The sequence below is a fragment of the Glycomyces sp. MUSA5-2 genome, from assembly GCF_037034145.1.
Classification (GTDB): domain Bacteria; phylum Actinomycetota; class Actinomycetes; order Mycobacteriales; family Micromonosporaceae; genus Glycomyces; species Glycomyces artemisiae.
In genome coordinates this window covers 331146-348842 of sequence record NZ_JBAGKG010000002.1, presented here as the reverse complement: position 1 = coordinate 348842, position 17697 = coordinate 331146, and the positions used below count along the sequence as shown (strand labels likewise).

The 17697-nt window shown below is 70.8% G+C and carries 15 protein-coding genes; 6 read left to right on the top strand and 9 right to left on the bottom strand.

The genetic code is table 11. The features are described 5' to 3' along the window. Positions 1 to 5: 5 nt before the first annotated feature. Positions 6 to 809, bottom strand: coding sequence for a class I SAM-dependent methyltransferase (locus WA640_RS07280; RefSeq protein WP_335986885.1), 804 nt, complete (start codon positions 807 to 809; stop codon positions 6 to 8). Positions 810 to 866: 57 nt separating this feature from the next. Continuing rightward, positions 867 to 2369, bottom strand: a complete 1503-nt coding sequence (gene miaB / locus WA640_RS07275; protein ID WP_442904710.1) for a tRNA (N6-isopentenyl adenosine(37)-C2)-methylthiotransferase MiaB — start codon at positions 2367 to 2369, stop codon at positions 867 to 869. Between the two features lie 328 nt (positions 2370 to 2697). On the opposite strand from miaB, the gene WA640_RS07270 reads away from it, so the two are divergent. Genes WA640_RS07270 through WA640_RS07245 form a run of 6 tightly spaced genes read left to right on the top strand, consistent with a single transcriptional unit; the run spans position 2698 to position 10183 of the window. Then, positions 2698 to 3873, top strand: a complete 1176-nt coding sequence (locus WA640_RS07270) for an ABC transporter substrate-binding protein (RefSeq protein WP_335986883.1) — start codon at positions 2698 to 2700, stop codon at positions 3871 to 3873. A 58-nt stretch (positions 3874 to 3931) separates the two neighbouring features. Further along, positions 3932 to 4810 carry a branched-chain amino acid ABC transporter permease gene (locus WA640_RS07265; RefSeq protein ID WP_219926799.1) on the top strand — a complete coding sequence of 293 codons (879 nt, stop codon included), beginning with the start codon at positions 3932 to 3934 and terminating at the stop codon, positions 4808 to 4810. Continuing rightward, positions 4810 to 6492 (top strand): branched-chain amino acid ABC transporter ATP-binding protein/permease, encoded by a 1683-nt coding sequence (locus WA640_RS07260; RefSeq protein WP_335986881.1) that lies wholly within the window; start codon positions 4810 to 4812, stop codon positions 6490 to 6492. The genes WA640_RS07265 and WA640_RS07260 overlap by 1 nt, the downstream gene beginning before the upstream one ends. Continuing rightward, a complete protein-coding gene (locus WA640_RS07255) occupies positions 6485 to 7195 on the top strand; it encodes an ABC transporter ATP-binding protein (RefSeq protein WP_335986879.1) in 711 nt (236 codons plus the stop codon). Before WA640_RS07260 ends, WA640_RS07255 begins: the two co-directional genes overlap by 8 nt. Before the next feature lie 28 nt (positions 7196 to 7223). After that, positions 7224 to 9752: a sensor histidine kinase gene (locus WA640_RS07250; RefSeq protein ID WP_335986878.1), complete on the top strand. Its 2529-nt coding sequence runs from the start codon at positions 7224 to 7226 to the stop codon at positions 9750 to 9752. A 14-nt stretch (positions 9753 to 9766) separates the two neighbouring features. Continuing rightward, a complete protein-coding gene (locus WA640_RS07245; protein ID WP_106365138.1) occupies positions 9767 to 10183 on the top strand; it encodes a roadblock/LC7 domain-containing protein in 417 nt (138 codons plus the stop codon). 89 nt (positions 10184 to 10272) lie between these two features. Here WA640_RS07245 and WA640_RS07240 read toward each other — a convergent pair whose 3' ends face one another. From WA640_RS07240 to WA640_RS07215, 7 genes are all read right to left on the bottom strand, one after another. Continuing rightward, positions 10273 to 10647, bottom strand: coding sequence for a hypothetical protein (locus WA640_RS07240; RefSeq protein WP_335986877.1), 375 nt, complete (start codon positions 10645 to 10647; stop codon positions 10273 to 10275). Then, positions 10644 to 10859 carry a type II toxin-antitoxin system HicA family toxin gene (locus WA640_RS28805; protein ID WP_442904709.1) on the bottom strand — a complete coding sequence of 72 codons (216 nt, stop codon included), beginning with the start codon at positions 10857 to 10859 and terminating at the stop codon, positions 10644 to 10646. Before WA640_RS28805 ends, WA640_RS07240 begins: the two co-directional genes overlap by 4 nt. A gap of 84 nt (positions 10860 to 10943) precedes the next feature. Next, positions 10944 to 11183: a type II toxin-antitoxin system VapB family antitoxin gene (locus WA640_RS07235; protein ID WP_335986876.1), complete on the bottom strand. Its 240-nt coding sequence runs from the start codon at positions 11181 to 11183 to the stop codon at positions 10944 to 10946. Positions 11184 to 11305: 122 nt separating this feature from the next. After that, positions 11306 to 12316 (bottom strand): ketol-acid reductoisomerase, encoded by a 1011-nt coding sequence (ilvC, locus tag WA640_RS07230; RefSeq protein WP_106364847.1) that lies wholly within the window; start codon positions 12314 to 12316, stop codon positions 11306 to 11308. 19 nt (positions 12317 to 12335) lie between these two features. Beyond that, positions 12336 to 12857 carry an acetolactate synthase small subunit gene (gene ilvN / locus WA640_RS07225; RefSeq protein ID WP_106364848.1) on the bottom strand — a complete coding sequence of 174 codons (522 nt, stop codon included), beginning with the start codon at positions 12855 to 12857 and terminating at the stop codon, positions 12336 to 12338. Position 12858: 1 nt separating this feature from the next. After that, positions 12859 to 14739, bottom strand: coding sequence for an acetolactate synthase large subunit (locus WA640_RS07220; RefSeq protein WP_106364849.1), 1881 nt, complete (start codon positions 14737 to 14739; stop codon positions 12859 to 12861). A gap of 227 nt (positions 14740 to 14966) precedes the next feature. After that, positions 14967 to 17684 (bottom strand): putative bifunctional diguanylate cyclase/phosphodiesterase, encoded by a 2718-nt coding sequence (locus WA640_RS07215; RefSeq protein ID WP_335986875.1) that lies wholly within the window; start codon positions 17682 to 17684, stop codon positions 14967 to 14969. Between the last annotated feature and the right edge of the window lie 13 nt (positions 17685 to 17697).

Here is a 17697-nt window from a genome sequence, read left to right as displayed (position 1 = left end):
CGGCGCTAGGAGGCGGTGACGACGTAGTAGTCGAGCCAGCCGTTCTCGTAGCAGCGCAGCAGGTTCCGGCCCCAGGAGTCCTTGAACTCGGTCTGGGCGACCCAGCGGTCGAACTGGTGCCACACGTGGCCGCCGATGGATTCGGCGGCCACGTCCGCGAATCCGGCCTGCTCCAGGTCGGCGGTGAAGGCCCCGAGGGAGTGGACCACGTCGACGCCGGAGGCGACGGTCTCCAACAGGTCGGCGAGCGGGCCGTCCCCTGAGTCCACGGGCGCGAAGAACGTGGCGGCCGCGAAGTGGCCGCCGGGCCGGATGACGCGGCGGGCCTCGCGGCCCACCGCGGCGAGGTCGTCCACGTGCTGGAGGGCCTCGACGGAGTAGGCGCCGTCGAAGGCGTCGTCGGGGAACGGCAGCTCGGTGGCCGAGCCCTCCTGGAACGACAGGCGGCCCGAGAGCCGTTCGAGCGCTTCGGCGTTGGCGTCGGCGGCGCGGGCGAGCTGCGCCTTCGAGCGGTCGAGGCCCGTGGCGTAGGCCGCGTACTCGCGGGCGACGAGCGCGGTCCCCACGCCGATGCCGCAGCCGATCTCCAGCAGCTCCACCCCTGGGGGCGTGGGGATCCGGGCGAGCGTCTGCCGGTACAGCTCGGCCTGGCTGGCGGTGCGCTCGGCGAGCGTGATGTCGCGACCGGGCGCGACCTCGCCCCAGTACCCGTAGTTGATGAACGACCCCGAGAACAGCGACAGCGAACTCAAGTCCAGTTCGCCGTACATGAGGTCGCGCTTGGCCTGTACGTCGATTTCCTGTTCCATCGCCCGATTCTGGCACGGGGGGCCGACGGCCGCCTCATGCGCCGGGCCGGGGGCCGGTCAGCAGGTGCCGAAGCCGGGGGCGTCCTGCTTCGGCAAGGGCTTCTTGCCGATCGAGGGCATGCCGAGGCTGACGCCGGGGAGCTTGGTGGCCTTGCCGGAGGCCCACGCGTCGCCCGCCTTCGTCTTGCGGTGCTTGAGGACCGGGCCGTCGGCGACGAGGTGGTGCGGGGCGCCGTAGGTGACCGCGGTGGTGACGACGTCGCCGGGGCGCACGCCCTCGGCGTTCCCGGTGGGGTCCGATTCGGAAGGCGTGACGGTGAAGTGGACCAGGCGGCCGTCGCGGGCGCGGCCCGAGAGGCGGCCGGTGGCCTCGTCCTTGCGGCCGTCGCCGACGGTGACGAGCACTTCGACCTCGGCGCCTTCGAGCTTGCGGTTCTCCTCCCAGGAGACGCGCTCCTGGAGCTCGACGAGCCGCTCGTACCGCTCCTGGACGACGGCCTTGGGGATCTGGTCGGCCATCGTGGCGGCGGGCGTGCCGGGGCGGATCGAGTACTGGAACGTGAACGCGCTGGAGAAGCGCGCTTTCTCCACGACGTCGAGGGTGGCCTGGAAGTCCTCCTCGGTCTCGCCGGGGAAGCCCACGATGATGTCGGTGGTGATGGCCGCGTCGGGCATGGCCGCGCGGACCTTGTCGAGGATCTCCAGGTACGCGGCCGACCGGTAGGACCGGCGCATCTCCTTGAGCACGCGGTCGGAGCCGGACTGGAGCGGCATGTGCAGCTGGTGGCAGACGTTCGGGGTCTCGGCCATCGCCGCGATCACGTCGTCGGTGAAGTTCTTCGGGTGCGGGCTGGTGAAGCGCACGCGCTCCAGGCCCTCGATCTCCCCGCACGCGCGCAGGAGCTTCCCGAAGGCGAGCTTGTCGCCGAACTCGACGCCGTACGTGTTCACGTTCTGGCCCAGGAGGGTCACCTCGGAGACGCCCTCGTCGACGAGCGCCTGCACCTCGGCGAGGATCTCGCCGGGGCGGCGGTCCTTCTCCTTGCCGCGCAGGGAGGGCACGATGCAGAATGTGCAGGTGTTGTTGCAGCCCACGGAGATCGAGACCCAGCCCGAGTAGGTCGAGTCGCGCTTGGTGGGGAGCGCGGAGGGGAACGTCTCCAGCGACTCCAGGATCTCCACCTCGGCGGCGCGGTTGTGGCGGGCGCGCTCCAGGAGGACCGGGAGCGAGCCGATGTTGTGCGTGCCGAAGACCGCGTCGACCCAGGGGGCGCGCTTGACGATCTCGCCGCGGTCCTTCTGCGCCAGGCAGCCGCCGACGGCGATCTGCATGTCGGGGTTGGCGCGCTTCGCGGGCGCGAGGTGGCTCAGGTTGCCGTACAGCTTGTTGTCGGCGTTCTCGCGCACCGCGCAGGTGTTGAACACGACCAGGTCCGGCGCCGACTCCCCCTCGACCGGGACGTAGCCCGCCGCTTCGAGCAGGCCCCCGATGCGCTCGGAGTCGTGCACGTTCATCTGACAGCCGTACGTCTTCACCTGGTACGTCTTCACACCGTTCACAGCCACACCCCCAGGATAGACGCGAGGCCGGTCACACGTTGAGGGCCGGGAGCGCGACGGGACGGTGACGCTCCGCAGTCAGTCAACCGCCCACAGTGCACTGTCGTCCGTCCGCCTGTTCACAACCTTTCACAGAGTGCGCGATGTTCACCCTGATTGTTCACGGTAAAGCCCGCTAGTCGCGCAAACTTATTGTTGTCCGGTCTTGTGCGGCTCTCACCGTCCTTATAAGGTGGCCTGCGTGCCGCCTGATCCCCCACGAGACGGTGGCTTCCCCACCAAAGACCCCACGAGCCTCTCTTACCATCATTTCCATTCAAGGAAGAACATGCGCCTCAAATCCACCACCGGCGCGGTCTTGGCCGCTGCCGCCCTGCTCGCGACCGGTGCCTGTGTCTCGGAAGACACGAACGAAGCCTCCTCCGACAGCGCCCTCTCCGGCTCGGGCACGGGAGCTGACTGCACCATCGACGAGACCGTCAAGATCGGCGCCGTCTTCAGCCTCACCGAAGCAGCCGCGTTCGCCGGCACCTATCAGCAAGAGGGCCTTGCGATGGGCTTCGAAGAACTCAACGCCGCCGGGGGCATCACCTACGAGGTGATCCAGGAGGACGACAAGACCAGCGTCGAGGACTCCGTCGCCGCGTTCGGGAAGCTCATCGACCGCGACGAGGTGTCCGCCATCGTCGGCCCGACCCTCTCCAACATGGCCTTCACGACCTACACCGACGCCGAGAGCGCCGGCGTCCCCGCGCTCGGCGTCTCCACGACCGCCGAGGGCATCCCGGAGATGGGCGACTACATCTTCCGCGCCTCGCTGCCCGAGGAAGTGGCCCTCGCCGCGTCCATCCCCGCCGCCAAGGAGGCCCTGGGCCTGACCAAGGTCGCGGTCCTCTACGACAACGCCGACGAGTTCACCACCTCCGCGGCCAACACGATCAAGGACGTCCTCAACGACGAGAACATCGAGATCGTCGCCGAGGAGACCTTCGAGACCGCCGACACCGACTTCGCGGCGCAGCTCACCTCCGTGCTCGAAGCCGAGCCCGACGCCGTCATCCTCTCGGCCCTGCCCGGCGCGACCGTCCCGCTCGTCAAGCAGGCCCGCAACCTCGGCATCGAGGCCCCCATCGTCGGCGGCAACGCCTTCAACTCCCCCGTCCTCGTCGGCGCCCTCGAAGACGCCTCCGAGGGCCTCATCGTCGGCGGCGCCTGGAGCGCGGCCTCCGACACCACCGGGAACGCCGAGTTCATCGCCAACTACACCGAGAAGTACGGCCGCGCGCCCGACCAGTTCGCCGCCCAGGCGTACACCGCCGCGTACCTCCTCGACCAGGCGATCCGCGCCGACTGCGACGCGAACCGCGAGGCCATCAAGGACAACCTCGGCCAGATCCTCGAATACGACTCCATCCTCGGCCCGATCTCGATCGACGAGAACGGCGAGGTGACCCAGGAGGCCGTCGTCCAGATCGTCCACGACGGCGCCTTCACGCTGCTGTAACCGCTTCGCCGGGACCCCCGGCGGACCCCCTTCCCCACCACTTCACAGGAATCCAGACATGCTGCAACAGTTGGCGAACGGCGTGTTCGCAGGCTCGATCTACGCGCTCTTCGCGATCGGCTTCACGCTCGTGTTCGGCGTGCTCCGACACCTGAACCTCGCCCATCCGGCGGTGTTCACGGCCGGGGCGTTCATCGGCATCGAGGTCGCGGCGCGGACCGCGATCCCGATCTGGATCCTGTTCCCGGTGGTGGCCCTGTTCGGGGCGCTCGCCGGGGTCCTGGTGGAGCGCATCGCGTTCCGGCCGCTGCGCGGCCGGGACGACGAGCACTTCGCCGGCCTCATCTCCTCCGTCGCGCTCGGCGGCGTCGTCATCGCGCTCCTCCAGGCGCGCTACGGCACCGACCCGCAGCACTTCGCGGCGGACTACTTCCCCAACCGGCTCTTCGAGGTCGCCGGCGTCCGGGTCACCCTGACGCAGCTGGTGACGCTCGGCCTCGCGCTGGTCCTCATGCTCGGCCTCGCCTGGCTCGTCTCGGCCACCTCGCTGGGCCGGTCCATGCGGGCCGTCGCGGAGAACCCGACCGCGGCGAAGGTCCTCGGCGTCAACGTGGGGCGGGTGACGGCGGGGACGTACGCGCTCTCGTCGGCGCTCGGCACCGTCGCCGGGGCCCTCCTCGCGCTCAACCTCGGCCAGGCCGGGCGCGACCTCGGCGCCTCGATCGAGCTGGTCGGCTTCGCCGTCATCATCCTCGGCGGCCTCGGCTCGTTGTGGGGCGCCATGGCCGCCGGGGTGGTGCTCGGCGTCGCCGAGGCCCTCACGATCCACCTGTTCGACTCCACCTGGAAGAGCATGGTCGCGTTCGCGCTGCTCTTCGCCGTGCTCGTGCTGCGCCCGAGGGGCCTCTTCGGCCACGTCAAGGTCAGGGAGGTCTGATGCTCGCCGGATACGACGCCCTCATCACCACGATCGCGCTCGGCGCGATCCTCGCCTACTCGTTCCACGTGGTCCTCATGGCCGGGCAGCTCAGCCTCGGCCAGGCCGGGTTCGCGTCCCTCGCGGCCTACGTCTCGACGCTCGTGGTCCCGACCGAGCCCATCGCCGGATCGATCTCCCCCGTCATCGTGGGCCTGCCCATGGGGGCGCTCGTCGGCGCCGCCGCCGCGTTCGTCGTGGGACTGCCGGTGCTGCGCCTGCGCGGGGTGTTCCTCGCGATCGCGACCATCGCGTCCGCGGAGATGATCCGCGTGCTCATCAACAACGCCGAGTGGACCAACGGCGCGCTCGGCATGCGCCTGGACCGGTGGGTGACCTTCGACTTCGCGTGGGCCGTCGTCGCGGTCCTCGCGTACCTGTTCTGGCGGCTCGGGCCCTCGCGCTCGGGCCGCGCGTTCGCCGCCGTCCGCGAGGACGAGCTCGCCGCCGGGTCCATGGGCGTCGACGTCGCCCGCACCCGCATGGCCTCGTTCGTCGCCTCCGGCGCCATCGCGGGCGTCTACGGCGTCATGTTCGCGTACTTCTTCGGCCGCATCACGCCCGTCTCGTTCGACTTCAGCCTCACCGTGAGCGGCCTCGTCACCGCCGTCCTCGGCGGCTACCTCGTGTTCTTCGGGCCCGTCCTCGGCGCCGTGTTCCTCGGCGCCGTCCCGGAAGTGCAGAACGCCCTCGGCCTCGAAGCGGGCTGGATCCACCCGCTCGTCACCGGCGTGCTCCTGCTCGCGGTGATCCTGTTCCTCCCCGGCGGCCTGTCGACCCTGTTCGCGCGGCTGCGACCCGCGCCGACGCGGCCCGGCCCCGACTACGCGCCCCTCGACGCCCTCGACCCGCTCCCCGACCCCGGGACGCCCCTCGCCTCCGTGACCGGCCTCGCCAAGAGCTACGGCGCCGTCAACGCCGTGCGCGGCGTCGACCTGGAGATCCGCGCCGGAGAGGTCCTCGGCGTCATCGGCCCCAACGGCGCCGGGAAGACCACCCTCGTCAACATGATCTCCGGCCTCGAACCCCCCACGGCCGGAGAGGGAACCGTGCTCGGCGTCCCGATCGGCTCGCGCCCCCACCGCTTCGCGCAGGCCGGGGTGAGCCGGACCTTCCAGCACTCCAAGCTGTTCGAGCGCCTCACCGTCCTCGACAACGTCCTCGTCGGGACGCACGTCGTCAGCCGCTCCACGTACCTGCGCCGCCTCCTGTGGCTCCCGTCGGCCCGCCGCGACGAGCGCCGCGCCCTCGCGCTCGCCTGGGCCCAGCTGGAGCGCGTCGGCCTCGCCGACCGCGCCGCCGCCCGCCCCGGCGCCCTCTCCTACGGCGACCGCCGCCGCCTGGAGATCGCCCGCGCCCTCGCCGCCCACCCCACCCTGCTCATCCTCGACGAGCCCGCCGCGGGCATGAACCACGTCGAGGCGCTCGAACTCGCCGCGCTCATCCGCGGCCTCGCCGACGACGGCGTCACCGTCCTGTTCATCGAGCACAACGTGAAGATGGTCCTCGACGCCTGCACCCGCCTCGTCGTCCTCGACTTCGGCGAGGTCATCGCCGAGGGCGAGCCGCGCGAGGTCGCCGCCGACCCGCGGGTCGTCGAGGCGTACCTGGGCACCGAGCACGAGGAGTCCGAACATGTCTGAACCGATCCTCGAAGTCGACTCGCTCAAGGTCGCCTACGGGCGCGTGCAGGCCGTCAGGGACGTGTCCTTCAGCGTCCCCGAAGGCGGCCTCCTCGCCCTCGTCGGCGCCAACGGCGCGGGCAAGAGCTCCGTGCTCGCCGCCGCCTCCGGCCTGGTCCGCCCCGCCGCGGGCCGCATCCGCTTCCAAGGCGAGGACGTCACCCGCCGCCCCGCGCACCGCCGCGTCGCCGCCGGGCTCGTCCTCGTCCCCGAAGGGCGCCAGATCCTCGGCACCCTCACCGTCGCCGAGAACCTGCTCCTCGGCGCGCACCGGCGCCGCCGCCAGGCGGCCCCCGAATCCGAGATGTACGACCTGTTCCCCGTCCTGGCCGAGCGGCGGGCCCTGCCCGCCGGGTCGCTGTCCGGCGGCGAGCAGCAGATGCTGGCGATCGCGCGCGCGATGATCGCCAGGCCGCGGGTCGTCCTGCTGGACGAGCCCTCGATGGGGCTGGCCCCCAAGATGGTCGACGAGGTATTCGCGGTCATCGAGAAGATCCGCGCCTCGGGCGTGACCGTCGTGCTGGTCGAGCAGAACGCCCGCAGGGCGCTGCGCGCGGCCGACACCGGGCACGTCCTGGAGACCGGGGAGATCGCCCACAGCGGCCCCGCCTCCGAACTCCTGCAAGACCCCCGAGTCGTGAAAGCCTATCTGGGCGTCGAGTAGCGCCGCGCCCGCCGAAGGAACCCCTGAGATGAACGATGAGCTAGCCGAGTCCCCGCCTTCGCAGTCGAAGCGGCGCCCGCGCGGCGGCCCCTGGTCCCGCATGAGAATCCGGACCAAGCTGACGATCATGCTGCTCGTCCCGGCGCTCACCCTGGCCGGGATGGTAGCGCTCCGCCTGGTCGAGTCGGCGGACGAGGCGCGCGACATCGGCGCGACCGCCGACGCCGTCGAGCTCGCCCGGGACGTCAACGCCGTGATCGTCGCGATCCAGGCCGAGCGCAAGGACGCCGCCCGGCTCGTGTACCAGGAGCAGACCGGCGTCACCGACGTCGAGTCCATCCAGAACTCGTTCGCGGGCAACGAGACCGACACCGGCGCGGCGCTCGACGCGCTCGCCGCGACCCGTGCCTCCCTCGACCTCGACGAGGAATCGGAGGCGCTCCTCGACCGCGCCGACGCGCCGCTGGAGCGGCTCGGCATCGCCCGCGAGGCCGTCCGCGACGGCTCCGTCGCCGCCGTCCACCTCACGGTGTACAACTCCGTGGTCTCCCGCCTCGCGGCCGTCCTCGACCACGTCGTCGACCTCGCCGGGACCTCGGAGCTGACCCGGACCGTGCGCACCGCCGCGCTCCTGGCCGCGATCGACGAGTCCTCCGAGCAGATCCGCATGCTCGTGCTCTCGCTCGAAGACGGCCGCCCGCTCGCGGGCAAGCACCGGACCTTCATGCGGCTCACCGCCGCCCGCGAGGAGTCCCTCGCCGAGTACCGCCGCATGCTCGCCCAGACCGACCCCGACGCCGCCGTCTTCGAGGTGGGCGGCCTCGGCGCCGCCGACGCCCGCGAGGCCAACGCGTTCGAGAGCACCATCGCGGGCTCGCGCTCCGACGAGGAGCAGGAGGTCGAGCACTACGCGCTCATGGCCGCGTACGACGCCCGGCACGCGGCGACCACCGAGCTCGTGACCGCCTCGTTCGACGAGGCGACCGCAGAGGCCGAAGCCGTCAGCGCCGCCGCGATCCGAAGGCTCGCAACGGAATCGATCATCGCGATCGTGGCACTCGCCATCGCGTTCCTCATCGCGTTCACGATCGGCCGCTCGGTCACGCGGGGTCTGCGCGACCTGTCGGGCTCGGCCCGCCAGATCGCCATGGTCGACCTCCCGCAGGCCGTCAAGCGCGTCGACCAGCAGCAGGGCCTGGGCGGGCTCAGCCCGTTCGAGTACGCCGCCCGCACGACCCCGCCCATGCAGGTCCGCGGCGACGACGAGCTCAGCGAGGTCGGCGAGGCGTTCAACATCGTCCACCGCGAGGCCATCCGCGTCTCCGCGCAGCAGGCGCTCCTGCGGTACCACGTCGGCGCGATCTTCGTGCGCCTCGCCCGCCGCGGCCACTCGCTCACCGGGCGGCTCACCGCCGAACTCGACGCGGCCGAGCAGAACGAGCAGGACCCCGAGCGCCTCCAGCGGCTGTTCCGCCTCGACCACCTCGCGTCGCTCATCGGGCGCGCGAACGACTCCCTGCTGGTCCTCGGCGGCTCCTCGGCCGCGAAGGTCCGCACCACCGACGCCTCGCTCGACGACGTGCTCATCGCGGCCCAGAGCCGCATCGAGTACTACACGCGCATCGAGGCCGCCGCCGACGAGGGCGCGTGGGTCAAGGCCGACCACGTCGACGACGTCGTCCAGCTCCTCGCCGAGCTCATGGACAACGCCACCCGCTATTCGGAGTCGGCCGCCGAGATCACCGCCCGGGTCCTCACCGGGAAGGTCATCATCCAGGTGCGCGACCACGGCATCGGCATCGAGCCCGACCGGATGGAGCGGTTCAACGACCGCCTCCGCCGCGACACCCCGGTGGACCTGGAGGCCATGCAGGCCATGGGGCTCACCGTGGTCGGCTTCCTCGCCGGGCGGCACGGCATCGAAGTCGAGCTGCGGCCCTCGATCGGCGGCGGCGTCGTCGCCGAGATCGCCGTGCCCGGCACGCTGCTCTCGTTCACCCCGCCGCCGCGCAGCCAGCGCCCGGAGAACCTCACGGGCACCGCGGCCGGGGCCCGGACCGTGCCGCTGCCGCGGCCCCGCCGCAACGCCCCGCTGTTCGGCCGCCCCGACGGCGCCGACGCCGCGCCGCCCCAGGTCCCGGGGCAGCGCCAGCCCGCCAAGCACGTTGCGCCCGAACCGAAGGCGCTCCCCGCGGGTCCGAGCCCGCGTGTCTCCGCTGTGGACGACACGCGCCCGCTCCCGGTACTCTCCTCCTCGACGACGGCCGTGCTCTCCGAGCTCCCGGAGATCAAGTTCGACGTGACCGTGGTGCACGCCGACCCGTCCCTGCGGGCCGGTCACGCACTGCCCCAACCGAAGAAACCGCCCGCGTTCGGGCCGAACGGCCTGCCGCGGCGGGACCCGATGACGAATCTGGTCCCCGGCGCGGTCGCCCCCAGCCCGGGTCAGGACGGCATGGTCATCGAGCGCAACCCCCGGAGCATCGGCGCGACGTACTCCGCGTACGCCCGCGGCCTTTCGAGCAGCAGGACCGCTGGACCCCAAAATGAGAAATGACCCGGAGAACGATCATGAACACCACTAGTGCGCAACTGGACTTCCTTCTCAACGACTTCGTCGGCCGGGTGCCCCACGTGACGCACGTGATCGCCGTGGCCGCCGACGGCCTGCTCATCGCCTCGAACAACACGCTGCCGCGCGACGAGGCCGAGCGCCTCTCCGCCATCGCCTCGGGCCTGACGAGCCTCCTCGCCGGCGCGGCCCGGTCGCTCCAGGCCGACCCGGTCATCTCCAACCTCACGGAGATGAACGGCGGCTTCATGTTCTCGATGTCCGTGTCGAGCGGCGCCAGCATCCTCGCCCTCGCCGGCCTCAACTGCGACATCGGCCAGGTCGGCCACGAACTCGCCAACCTCATCAACCAGGTCGGCCCGGCCCTCACCCCCGCCGCCCGCCAGGTCTACGCCGCCCAATACCAGCAGCACTGACAGGCAATAAAGAGGCCGGAAGCCGCTCCGCGGCTTCCGGCCTCAGGTTTGCAGGTCCACAGTTTTATAAACCACAGGCCTATAAGCGGTCAGGCGGCCTTCGAAAGCTGCGAGACGCGCTGTTCCGAGATCCCGAGGACGGCCGCGATATCGCGGCCGGTCATCCCTGACTCCTTGAGCAGCACCACGGTCTCGCGATTGATGCGGGACGCCTGCGCTTGGAGTTCGGCGGCCTTCGCAGCGTCTTCTCTGGCCTCGATGATGCGGGCGTCAATTTCAGGGGCGATGTGCCAGACGATGGCGATAGGAGCGGTATCGGCCTCCGCGACTCCCAGGCAATCGAGGTAGTCGCGGACCATCTCCTCTGCGCCTCCGGCGGTGGTCGACTGGGTGACGCCGACACCGGGGACGTCGAGCTCCCACAGGCCGTGCACTCGCGTCGCAGTGACGGTGTATTCCTTCATCGCAGCCACCCCTCCTCCAGGCATTCCAGATGCCTGATGATGCTGGCACAGGTACCGGGACTGATGTCTCGATGCCGTGGCAACGCGGTCGTGTGAGCCCCACAAGGGCAGTTCCAGATCTCGTGGCCTCCGCGCTTGGCGGTGCCTCGCGGAGAACATCCGGCCTTGAGCAGTGCGGTCACAACCTCACGCCGCTTCAGCGGAGCGGCCATCATCATCATGCAGCGAACTCTATCGACCCTAGAGTATCGACCTCTAGGGGCCTAGAGCAAATGATCGCCGCAGTTGACGAGCGGTTACACAATCGGCTGATTCAGCACACCAGATGCTGCATTGTCCGCCCGGGGCAAGGAGCAGAGCTCGGCGCGCAGTGCATCCATGCGGCGGCGGATGCGCCGGGCGCGGGCGCCGCGGGTCTGTCGGTCCAGCCGCTCCCGGATCGCCGTCTCCACGGCCTCGGTCAGGGATTCGCCGGTCGCCTCGACCAGTTCGCGCGCAAGCTGTTCGACTGCCGGGCTGTCGATCCTCAGTGCCATTCCACAGTTTTACCGCAGATGCCGCAGATCCGGAATCGTCACCGCGAACGCGCCGAGCCCGAACGACGGTGGGCCGGGAGCCGCTTCGCGGCTCCCGGCCCACCGGTCGGGGTGCTGAAAACCTAGGCGGTTTCCGTGATCTTGCGCTGGACCCAGGGCATGAGGTCGCGCATCTTCTTGCCGACCTCTTCGAGCTGGTTGTCGGTCTGGACGGCCTGGAGCTTCTTGAAGTTCTCGCGCTTCTCGGACTCGGCGACCCACTCCTTGGCGAAGGTGCCGTCCTGGATCTCACCGAGGATGCGCTTCATCTCCTTCCGGGTGTCGTCGTTGATGATGCGCGAGCCGCGGGAGACGCCGCCGTACTCGGCGGTGTCGGAGACGGAGTACCACATGTTGGTGAGGCCGCCCTCGTAGATCATGTCCACGATGAGCTTGAGCTCGTGCAGGCACTCGAAGTAGGCGGCCTCGGGCGCGTAGCCCGCTTCCACCAGGGTCTCGAAGCCGGCGCGGATGAGCTCGGCGGTGCCGCCGCAGAGGACGACCTGCTCGCCGAACAGGTCGGTCTCGGTCTCCTCCTTGAAGGTGGTCTTGAGGACGCCGGCGCGGGTGCCGCCGATGGCCTTCGCGTAGGAGAGGGCGACGGCCTGGGTGTCGCCGGACGGGTCCTGCTCGACCGCGACGAGGGCGGGGACGCCCTTGCCGTCGACGAACTGGCGGCGGACCATGTGGCCCGGGCCCTTCGGGGCGACCATGGCGACGTTGACGTCCGCGGGGGCCTGGATCAGGTCGTAGCGGATGTTGAAGCCGTGGCCGAAGAACAGGGAGTTCCCGGCGGACAGGTTCGGCGCGATCTCGTCGGCGTACAGCTTGGCCTGCACGGTGTCGGGGACGAGGATCATGATGACGTCGGCCCACGCGGCGGCCTCGGCCGGGGTGAGCACCTTCAGGCCCGCCTCCTCGGCCTTCGGGCGGGACTTCGACCCTTCCTGGAGGCCGATGACGACCTCGACGCCGGAGTCCCGCAGGCTCAGCGAGTGGGCGTGGCCCTGCGAGCCGTAGCCGAGGACGGCGACCTTCTTGCCCTGGATGAGGGCCAGGTCGGCGTCGTCGTCGTAGAACACTTCAGCGGACATGCAAATGCTTCCTTCTTGACTAGCTATTCGGTGAGACGTAGCGCGACAGCGAGGCCATCGATTTGGCCCCCCGCCCGAGTGCGACCGTCCCCGACTGGACGAGCTCCTTGATCCCGAACGGTTCCAGGACTTCCAGGAACGCCTCGATCTTGTCGTGGTTCCCGGTGACCTCGAAGGTGACCGTGTCGGGTGTGACGTCGACCGAGCGGGCCTTGAACAGCTCGGCGGCCGCGATCACCTGGCCGCGGGTGGCGGCGTCGGCGCGGACCTTCACCAGCAGCAGTTCGCGCTGCACGGAGGCGCCCGCTTCGAGTTCCACGATCTTGAGGACGTGGACGAGCTTGTTGAGCTGCTTGGTGACCTGCTCCAGCGAGCCCGCCTCGACGTCGACCACGATGGTGATGCGGCTGACGCCGGGGTGCTCGGTCAGCCCGACGGCGAGGGACTCGATGTTGAAGCCGCGCCTGGAGAACAGGGCGGCGACCCGGGCGAGGACGCCCGGCTTGTTCTCGACGAGGACGGACAGCGTGTGCTTGCTCATCTCAGATCTCGCCCTCGTCGTCGAAGTTGGGGCGCACGTCGCGCGCGTAGAGGATCTCGTCGTTGGAGACCCCGGCGGGGACCATCGGCCACACCATGGCGTCGGGGCCGACGGTGAAGTCGACGACGACGGGCCGGTCGTTGATCGCGTTGGCCTGGGCGATGACCGCGTCCACTTCCTCGGGGGTCTCGGCGCGCAGGCCGACGCAGCCGAGGGCCTCGGCGAGCTTCACGAAGTCGGGGATGCGCGGGGACGCCTCGGAGTGGTGCGTCGACAGGTTCGTGTTGGAGTACCGCTTGTCGTAGAACAGGGTCTGCCACTGGCGCACCATGCCGAGGTTGCCGTTGTTGATGACGGCGACCTTGATCGGGATGCCCTCGACCGCGCAGGTCGCGAGCTCCTGGTTGGTCATCTGGAAGCACCCGTCGCCGTCGACGGCCCACACGGTGCGGCCCATCTCGCCGAGCTTGGCGCCCATGGCCGCCGGGACGGCGAAGCCCATGGTGCCCAGGCCGCCCGAGTTGAGGAAGGTCCCGGGGGTCTCGTACTTGATGAACTGGGAGGCCCACATCTGGTGCTGGCCCACGCCCGCGGTCCAGATGGTGTCCTCGGGGGCGAGGGCGCCCAGGCGCTCGATGACGTACTGCGGGGACAGCAGGCCGTCGTCGATGTCGGTGTAGCCCAGCGGGTACCGGCCGCGCAGGTCGTCGAGGGTCTCCCACCAGGTCTTCAGGCGCTCCTTGCCGGGGTCGGCGTACGCCTCGGTCATGGCGGCGATGGCGGCGCGGCAGTCGCCCACGATCGGCACGTCCACTTCGCGGTTCTTGCCGATCTCGGCCGGGTCGATGTCGACGTGGACGATCTTCGCCTCGGGCGCGAACGAGTCGAGCTTGCCGGTGACGCGGTCGTCGAAGCGCGCGCCCAGGGCGACGATGAGGTCGGACTTCTGGAGCGCGTGGACGGCGGGCACCGAGCCGTGCATGCCGGGCATGCCCAGGTGCTGCGGGTGCGAGTCGGGGAAGGCGCCGCGGGCCATCAGCGTGGTGATGACGGGCGCGCCGGTCAGTTCGGCGAGCTCGCGCAGCTCGGCGTGGGCGCCGGACTTGACGACGCCGCCGCCGACGTAGAGCACGGGGCGTTTGGCCTCGGCGATGAGCGCGGCGGCCTCGCGGATCTGCTTGCCGTGCGGCTGCGTCGTGGGCCGGTACCCGGGCAGGTCCATCTTGGGCGGCCACACGAACGGCGCGGAGCCCGACAGGATGTCCTTGGGGATGTCGACGAGGACGGGCCCGGGGCGGCCGGTCGAGGCCACGTGGAAGGCCTCGGCGAGCACCCGCGGGATCTCCTCGCCGGTGGTCACCAGGTACGAGTGCTTGGTGATCGGCATGGTGATGCCGACGATGTCGGCCTCCTGGAACGCGTCGGTGCCGATCGCGGTCGAGGCGACCTGGCCGGTGATGGCGACGATCGGGACGGAGTCCATGTGGGCGTCGGCGAGCGGCGTCACCAGGTTGGTCGCGCCGGGGCCGGAGGTCGCCATGCACACGCCGACGCGGCCGGTGGCGAGCGCGTAGCCCTGGGCGGCGTGGCCGGCGCCCTGCTCGTGGCGGACGAGGACGTGGCGCACCTTCTCGGAGTCCAGGAGCGGGTCGTAGGCCGGGAGGATCGCGCCGCCCGGGATGCCGAAGACCGCCTCGACTTCGAGCTCTTCGAGGGCGCGGACGACGGCCTGCGCCCCGGTGAGGACGGGCGCGGCGGCGGGAGCGCCGAGCGGGGGTGCGGGCCTGGGTGCCTTCGGCCTCGCGGGCTGAGCTTTGGCAGCCTGCGTCCCCGCCGATCCGGCCTGCGGGCCTGGCTTGGGTGCCTTCACTGGTGTGCTCATGTCCTTCGTCCAATAGGGAGATGTGGCTGGTTCGACATGCGGCGTCGTTCCCCGGGCAGAAAAAATCGCCCGCGTGCTAGGACGCACGGGGCGAGCGCACCGTCAAGGAACGACGGTGCGCTAGGTAAGTACTACGACGAGCGGCCGGGCGGCGAGGGCCTCGGTCGCGTTCTGGTCGTAGTTCTGCTGCGGCACGCCCCCCATGATTCACGATTCCGGCCCGTGAGTCAACTTTTCTCAGACTCCGGGACGTCGCTCGGCGTGTCGCGGGGCCCGGGCACGTCGTACGGCCCGGACGGGAGGGCCCTGGGCTCCTCGGTGAGCCAGCGCGTCAGGTCGTCGGGGTCCATGGGCTTGGCGAGCAGGTAGCCCTGCACCAGTGGGGCTTCGGCGGTGATCATGGCGTTGAGCTGGAGGTCGGTCTCGACGCCTTCGGCGATGACCTCCATGCCGAGGATGCGGCCGAGGGCGACGGTGACGGCGGCGAGGGGGCCGACGCCGCCGTCGTCCTTGGCGATGAGGTCGCGGTCGATCTTGAGGATGTCGACGGGGAGGCGGTCGAGCTGGCCGAGGGAGGAGTACCCGGATCCGAAGTCGTCCAAGGCGATCCGCACGCCCGCGCCGCGCAGCGCGCCGAGCTGGGCGATGAGGGTGTTCATCTGGTGGGAGAAGTCGTGCTCGGTGACTTCGAGCACGAGGCGCTTGGCGGGGACGCCCGCGGCGATGAGCGCGGTGTTGACCTCGGTGGCGAACAGGTGGGTGTGGAGCTCCTTGACGGAGACGTTGACGGAGATCCAGGCTTTGATGCCGCCGTTGGCCCACGCGGCGAGCTGCTCGGCGGCGCGGTTGACGGTCCACACGGCGAGGTCCTGGGTGAGGCCGGACTCGGTGGCGGCGGGGATGAACTCGGCGGGGCTGACGTGGCCGAGCCGGGGGTGGTGCCAGCGCATGAGGGCCTCGGCGCCGACGATGGAGCGGTCGGCGGTGGAGAAGACGGGCTGGTAGACGAGGCGGAGCTCGTCGCGGAGGATGGCGCCGCGCAGTTCTTGGGACAGTTCGTTCTTGCGGCGCACGACGCGGTCGAACTCGGCGTCGTAGGTGGCGTAGCGGTTCTTCCCGGCCTGCTTGGCGGCGCGCAGGGCGAGGTCGGCGTTGCGCAGGAGCAGTTCGGGGTCGCCGAGTCCCTCTGCGGCGGTGGCGATGCCGACGGAGCCGGTGACGAAGACGGTGGACTCGTCGTGGAACTCGTAGGGCTCGCCGAGGCGGGCGACGAGGGCCTTGGCGGTGGCGACGGCCTCGGCCCGGCTGGCGCGCAGCAGTATCGCGAACTCGTCGCCGCCGAGGCGGGCGCCGACGTCGGTGGGGCGCAGGAGTTCCTTGATGCGGCGGGAGACCTCGACGAGGAGCTCGTCGCCGAAGTCGTGGCCGCGGGTGTCGTTGACGTTCTTGAAGCCGTCGAGGTCGAGCAGGAGCAGGGCGGTCTGGTGCTCTTCGGCGGCGACGCCGTCTTCGAGGCTCTGGAGGAGCGCCCGGCGGTTGGCGAGGCCGGTGAGGGGGTCGGAGTAGGCCATGCGGGCGAGCTCGGTCTCCAGGCTCCTGCGGGCGCCGACGTCCTCGACGCGGGCGACGAGGCCGCGCACTTGGGGGCGGCCGCGGAGGTCGGAGACGACCGTCTCGGTGTGGCGCCAGCGGCGGGAGGCGTCGCGGACGCGGACGTTGAGGGAGACCTGGCCGGTGTGGCTGAGGCCGTCGAGGAGGGTGCGGAGGTCCTCCTGGGTGTGGCGGCGGTCGTCGACGTGGACGAGGTCGAGGAAGGACGCGCCGAGGCATTCGCCCGCTTCGGTGGCGGGCCGCCACGCGGAGTCCTCGGGGTGCCAGGTGACCTTGAGGTTCTCGTCGAGGACGAGGACGGTGTCGGAGGCGACGCCGACGATCGCGGAGAGGCGGCGCTGCCGGGCCGCGGCCTCGCCGGTGACGCGTCTGACGTCGAAGTAGGTGAGGACGAGGCGGGCGCCGAGGGCGCCGACGGCGGCGAGGCCGAGGAGGGCCGCGTCGAGCGGGAGCGCGCCGCGGGTGGCGCCGTTGATGAGGACGGTGGCGGCGGCGAGGGCGCCGGCTCCGGCCATGACGGTGTAGTGGACGCCGGGGTAGTTGGGCTTGTCGATCGGGGCGGGCTTGTGGTGGCGGGCGGCGAAGTAGGTGACGCCGAGGAGGGCCGCGCAGGTGGCGACCCAGGCGACGGACCACCACAGGACGCGTTCCTCGGGGCGCAGCCACTGCCAGGCCACGAACGTGGACAGGCCGGTGAAGTGGACGGCGAAGACGGCGAGGTACGCGGAGGCGTGGCGGCGGCGCCAGCGCTGGATGCGGAAGGTGGTGGTGAAGCCGACGCCGAGCATGACGATCCCCATCATGCCGGGGATGACGATGGCGAGGTCGCCTTCGCCGAGGGGGCCGCGCATCTGCGCGAACAGGGGGCGCGCGAACAGGGTCCAGGCGAAGAAGAGCACGCAGAGGCCGACGAAGGAGCCGTCGACGAGGCGCCGCTGGACCGCTTGCGGGGCCCAGCCGCGGTCGGGCAGGCGCAGGAGGGCGAGGGCCCAGAGGACGACGGCCGCGGCGAACCCGGACCCGGCGACGGCGTCCCCCGCGGGGTCGGGGAGCCAGACCGCGGCGGCGAAGGACGCGGCCATGGTCTGGATGCCGGCGGCCATGAGCTGGTAGGTGGTGCGGCGGCCAGCCTCGATGCGGCGGGCGGCGCGCCACATGAGCGATCCGGCGCAGGCGGCGCCGACGGAGCCGAGGGCGGCGGCGGTCCCGGGTGCGATGGTCCCGAACGCGGTGTCGAGGGCGACGGCGACGGCCGCCGCGAGCACGGAGCACCACACTGCGGCGGTCGCGGTCCACGACAGCGATTGCCGGACGCGACGGGGGGTTGGCGTCATCCACTGGTCCGAT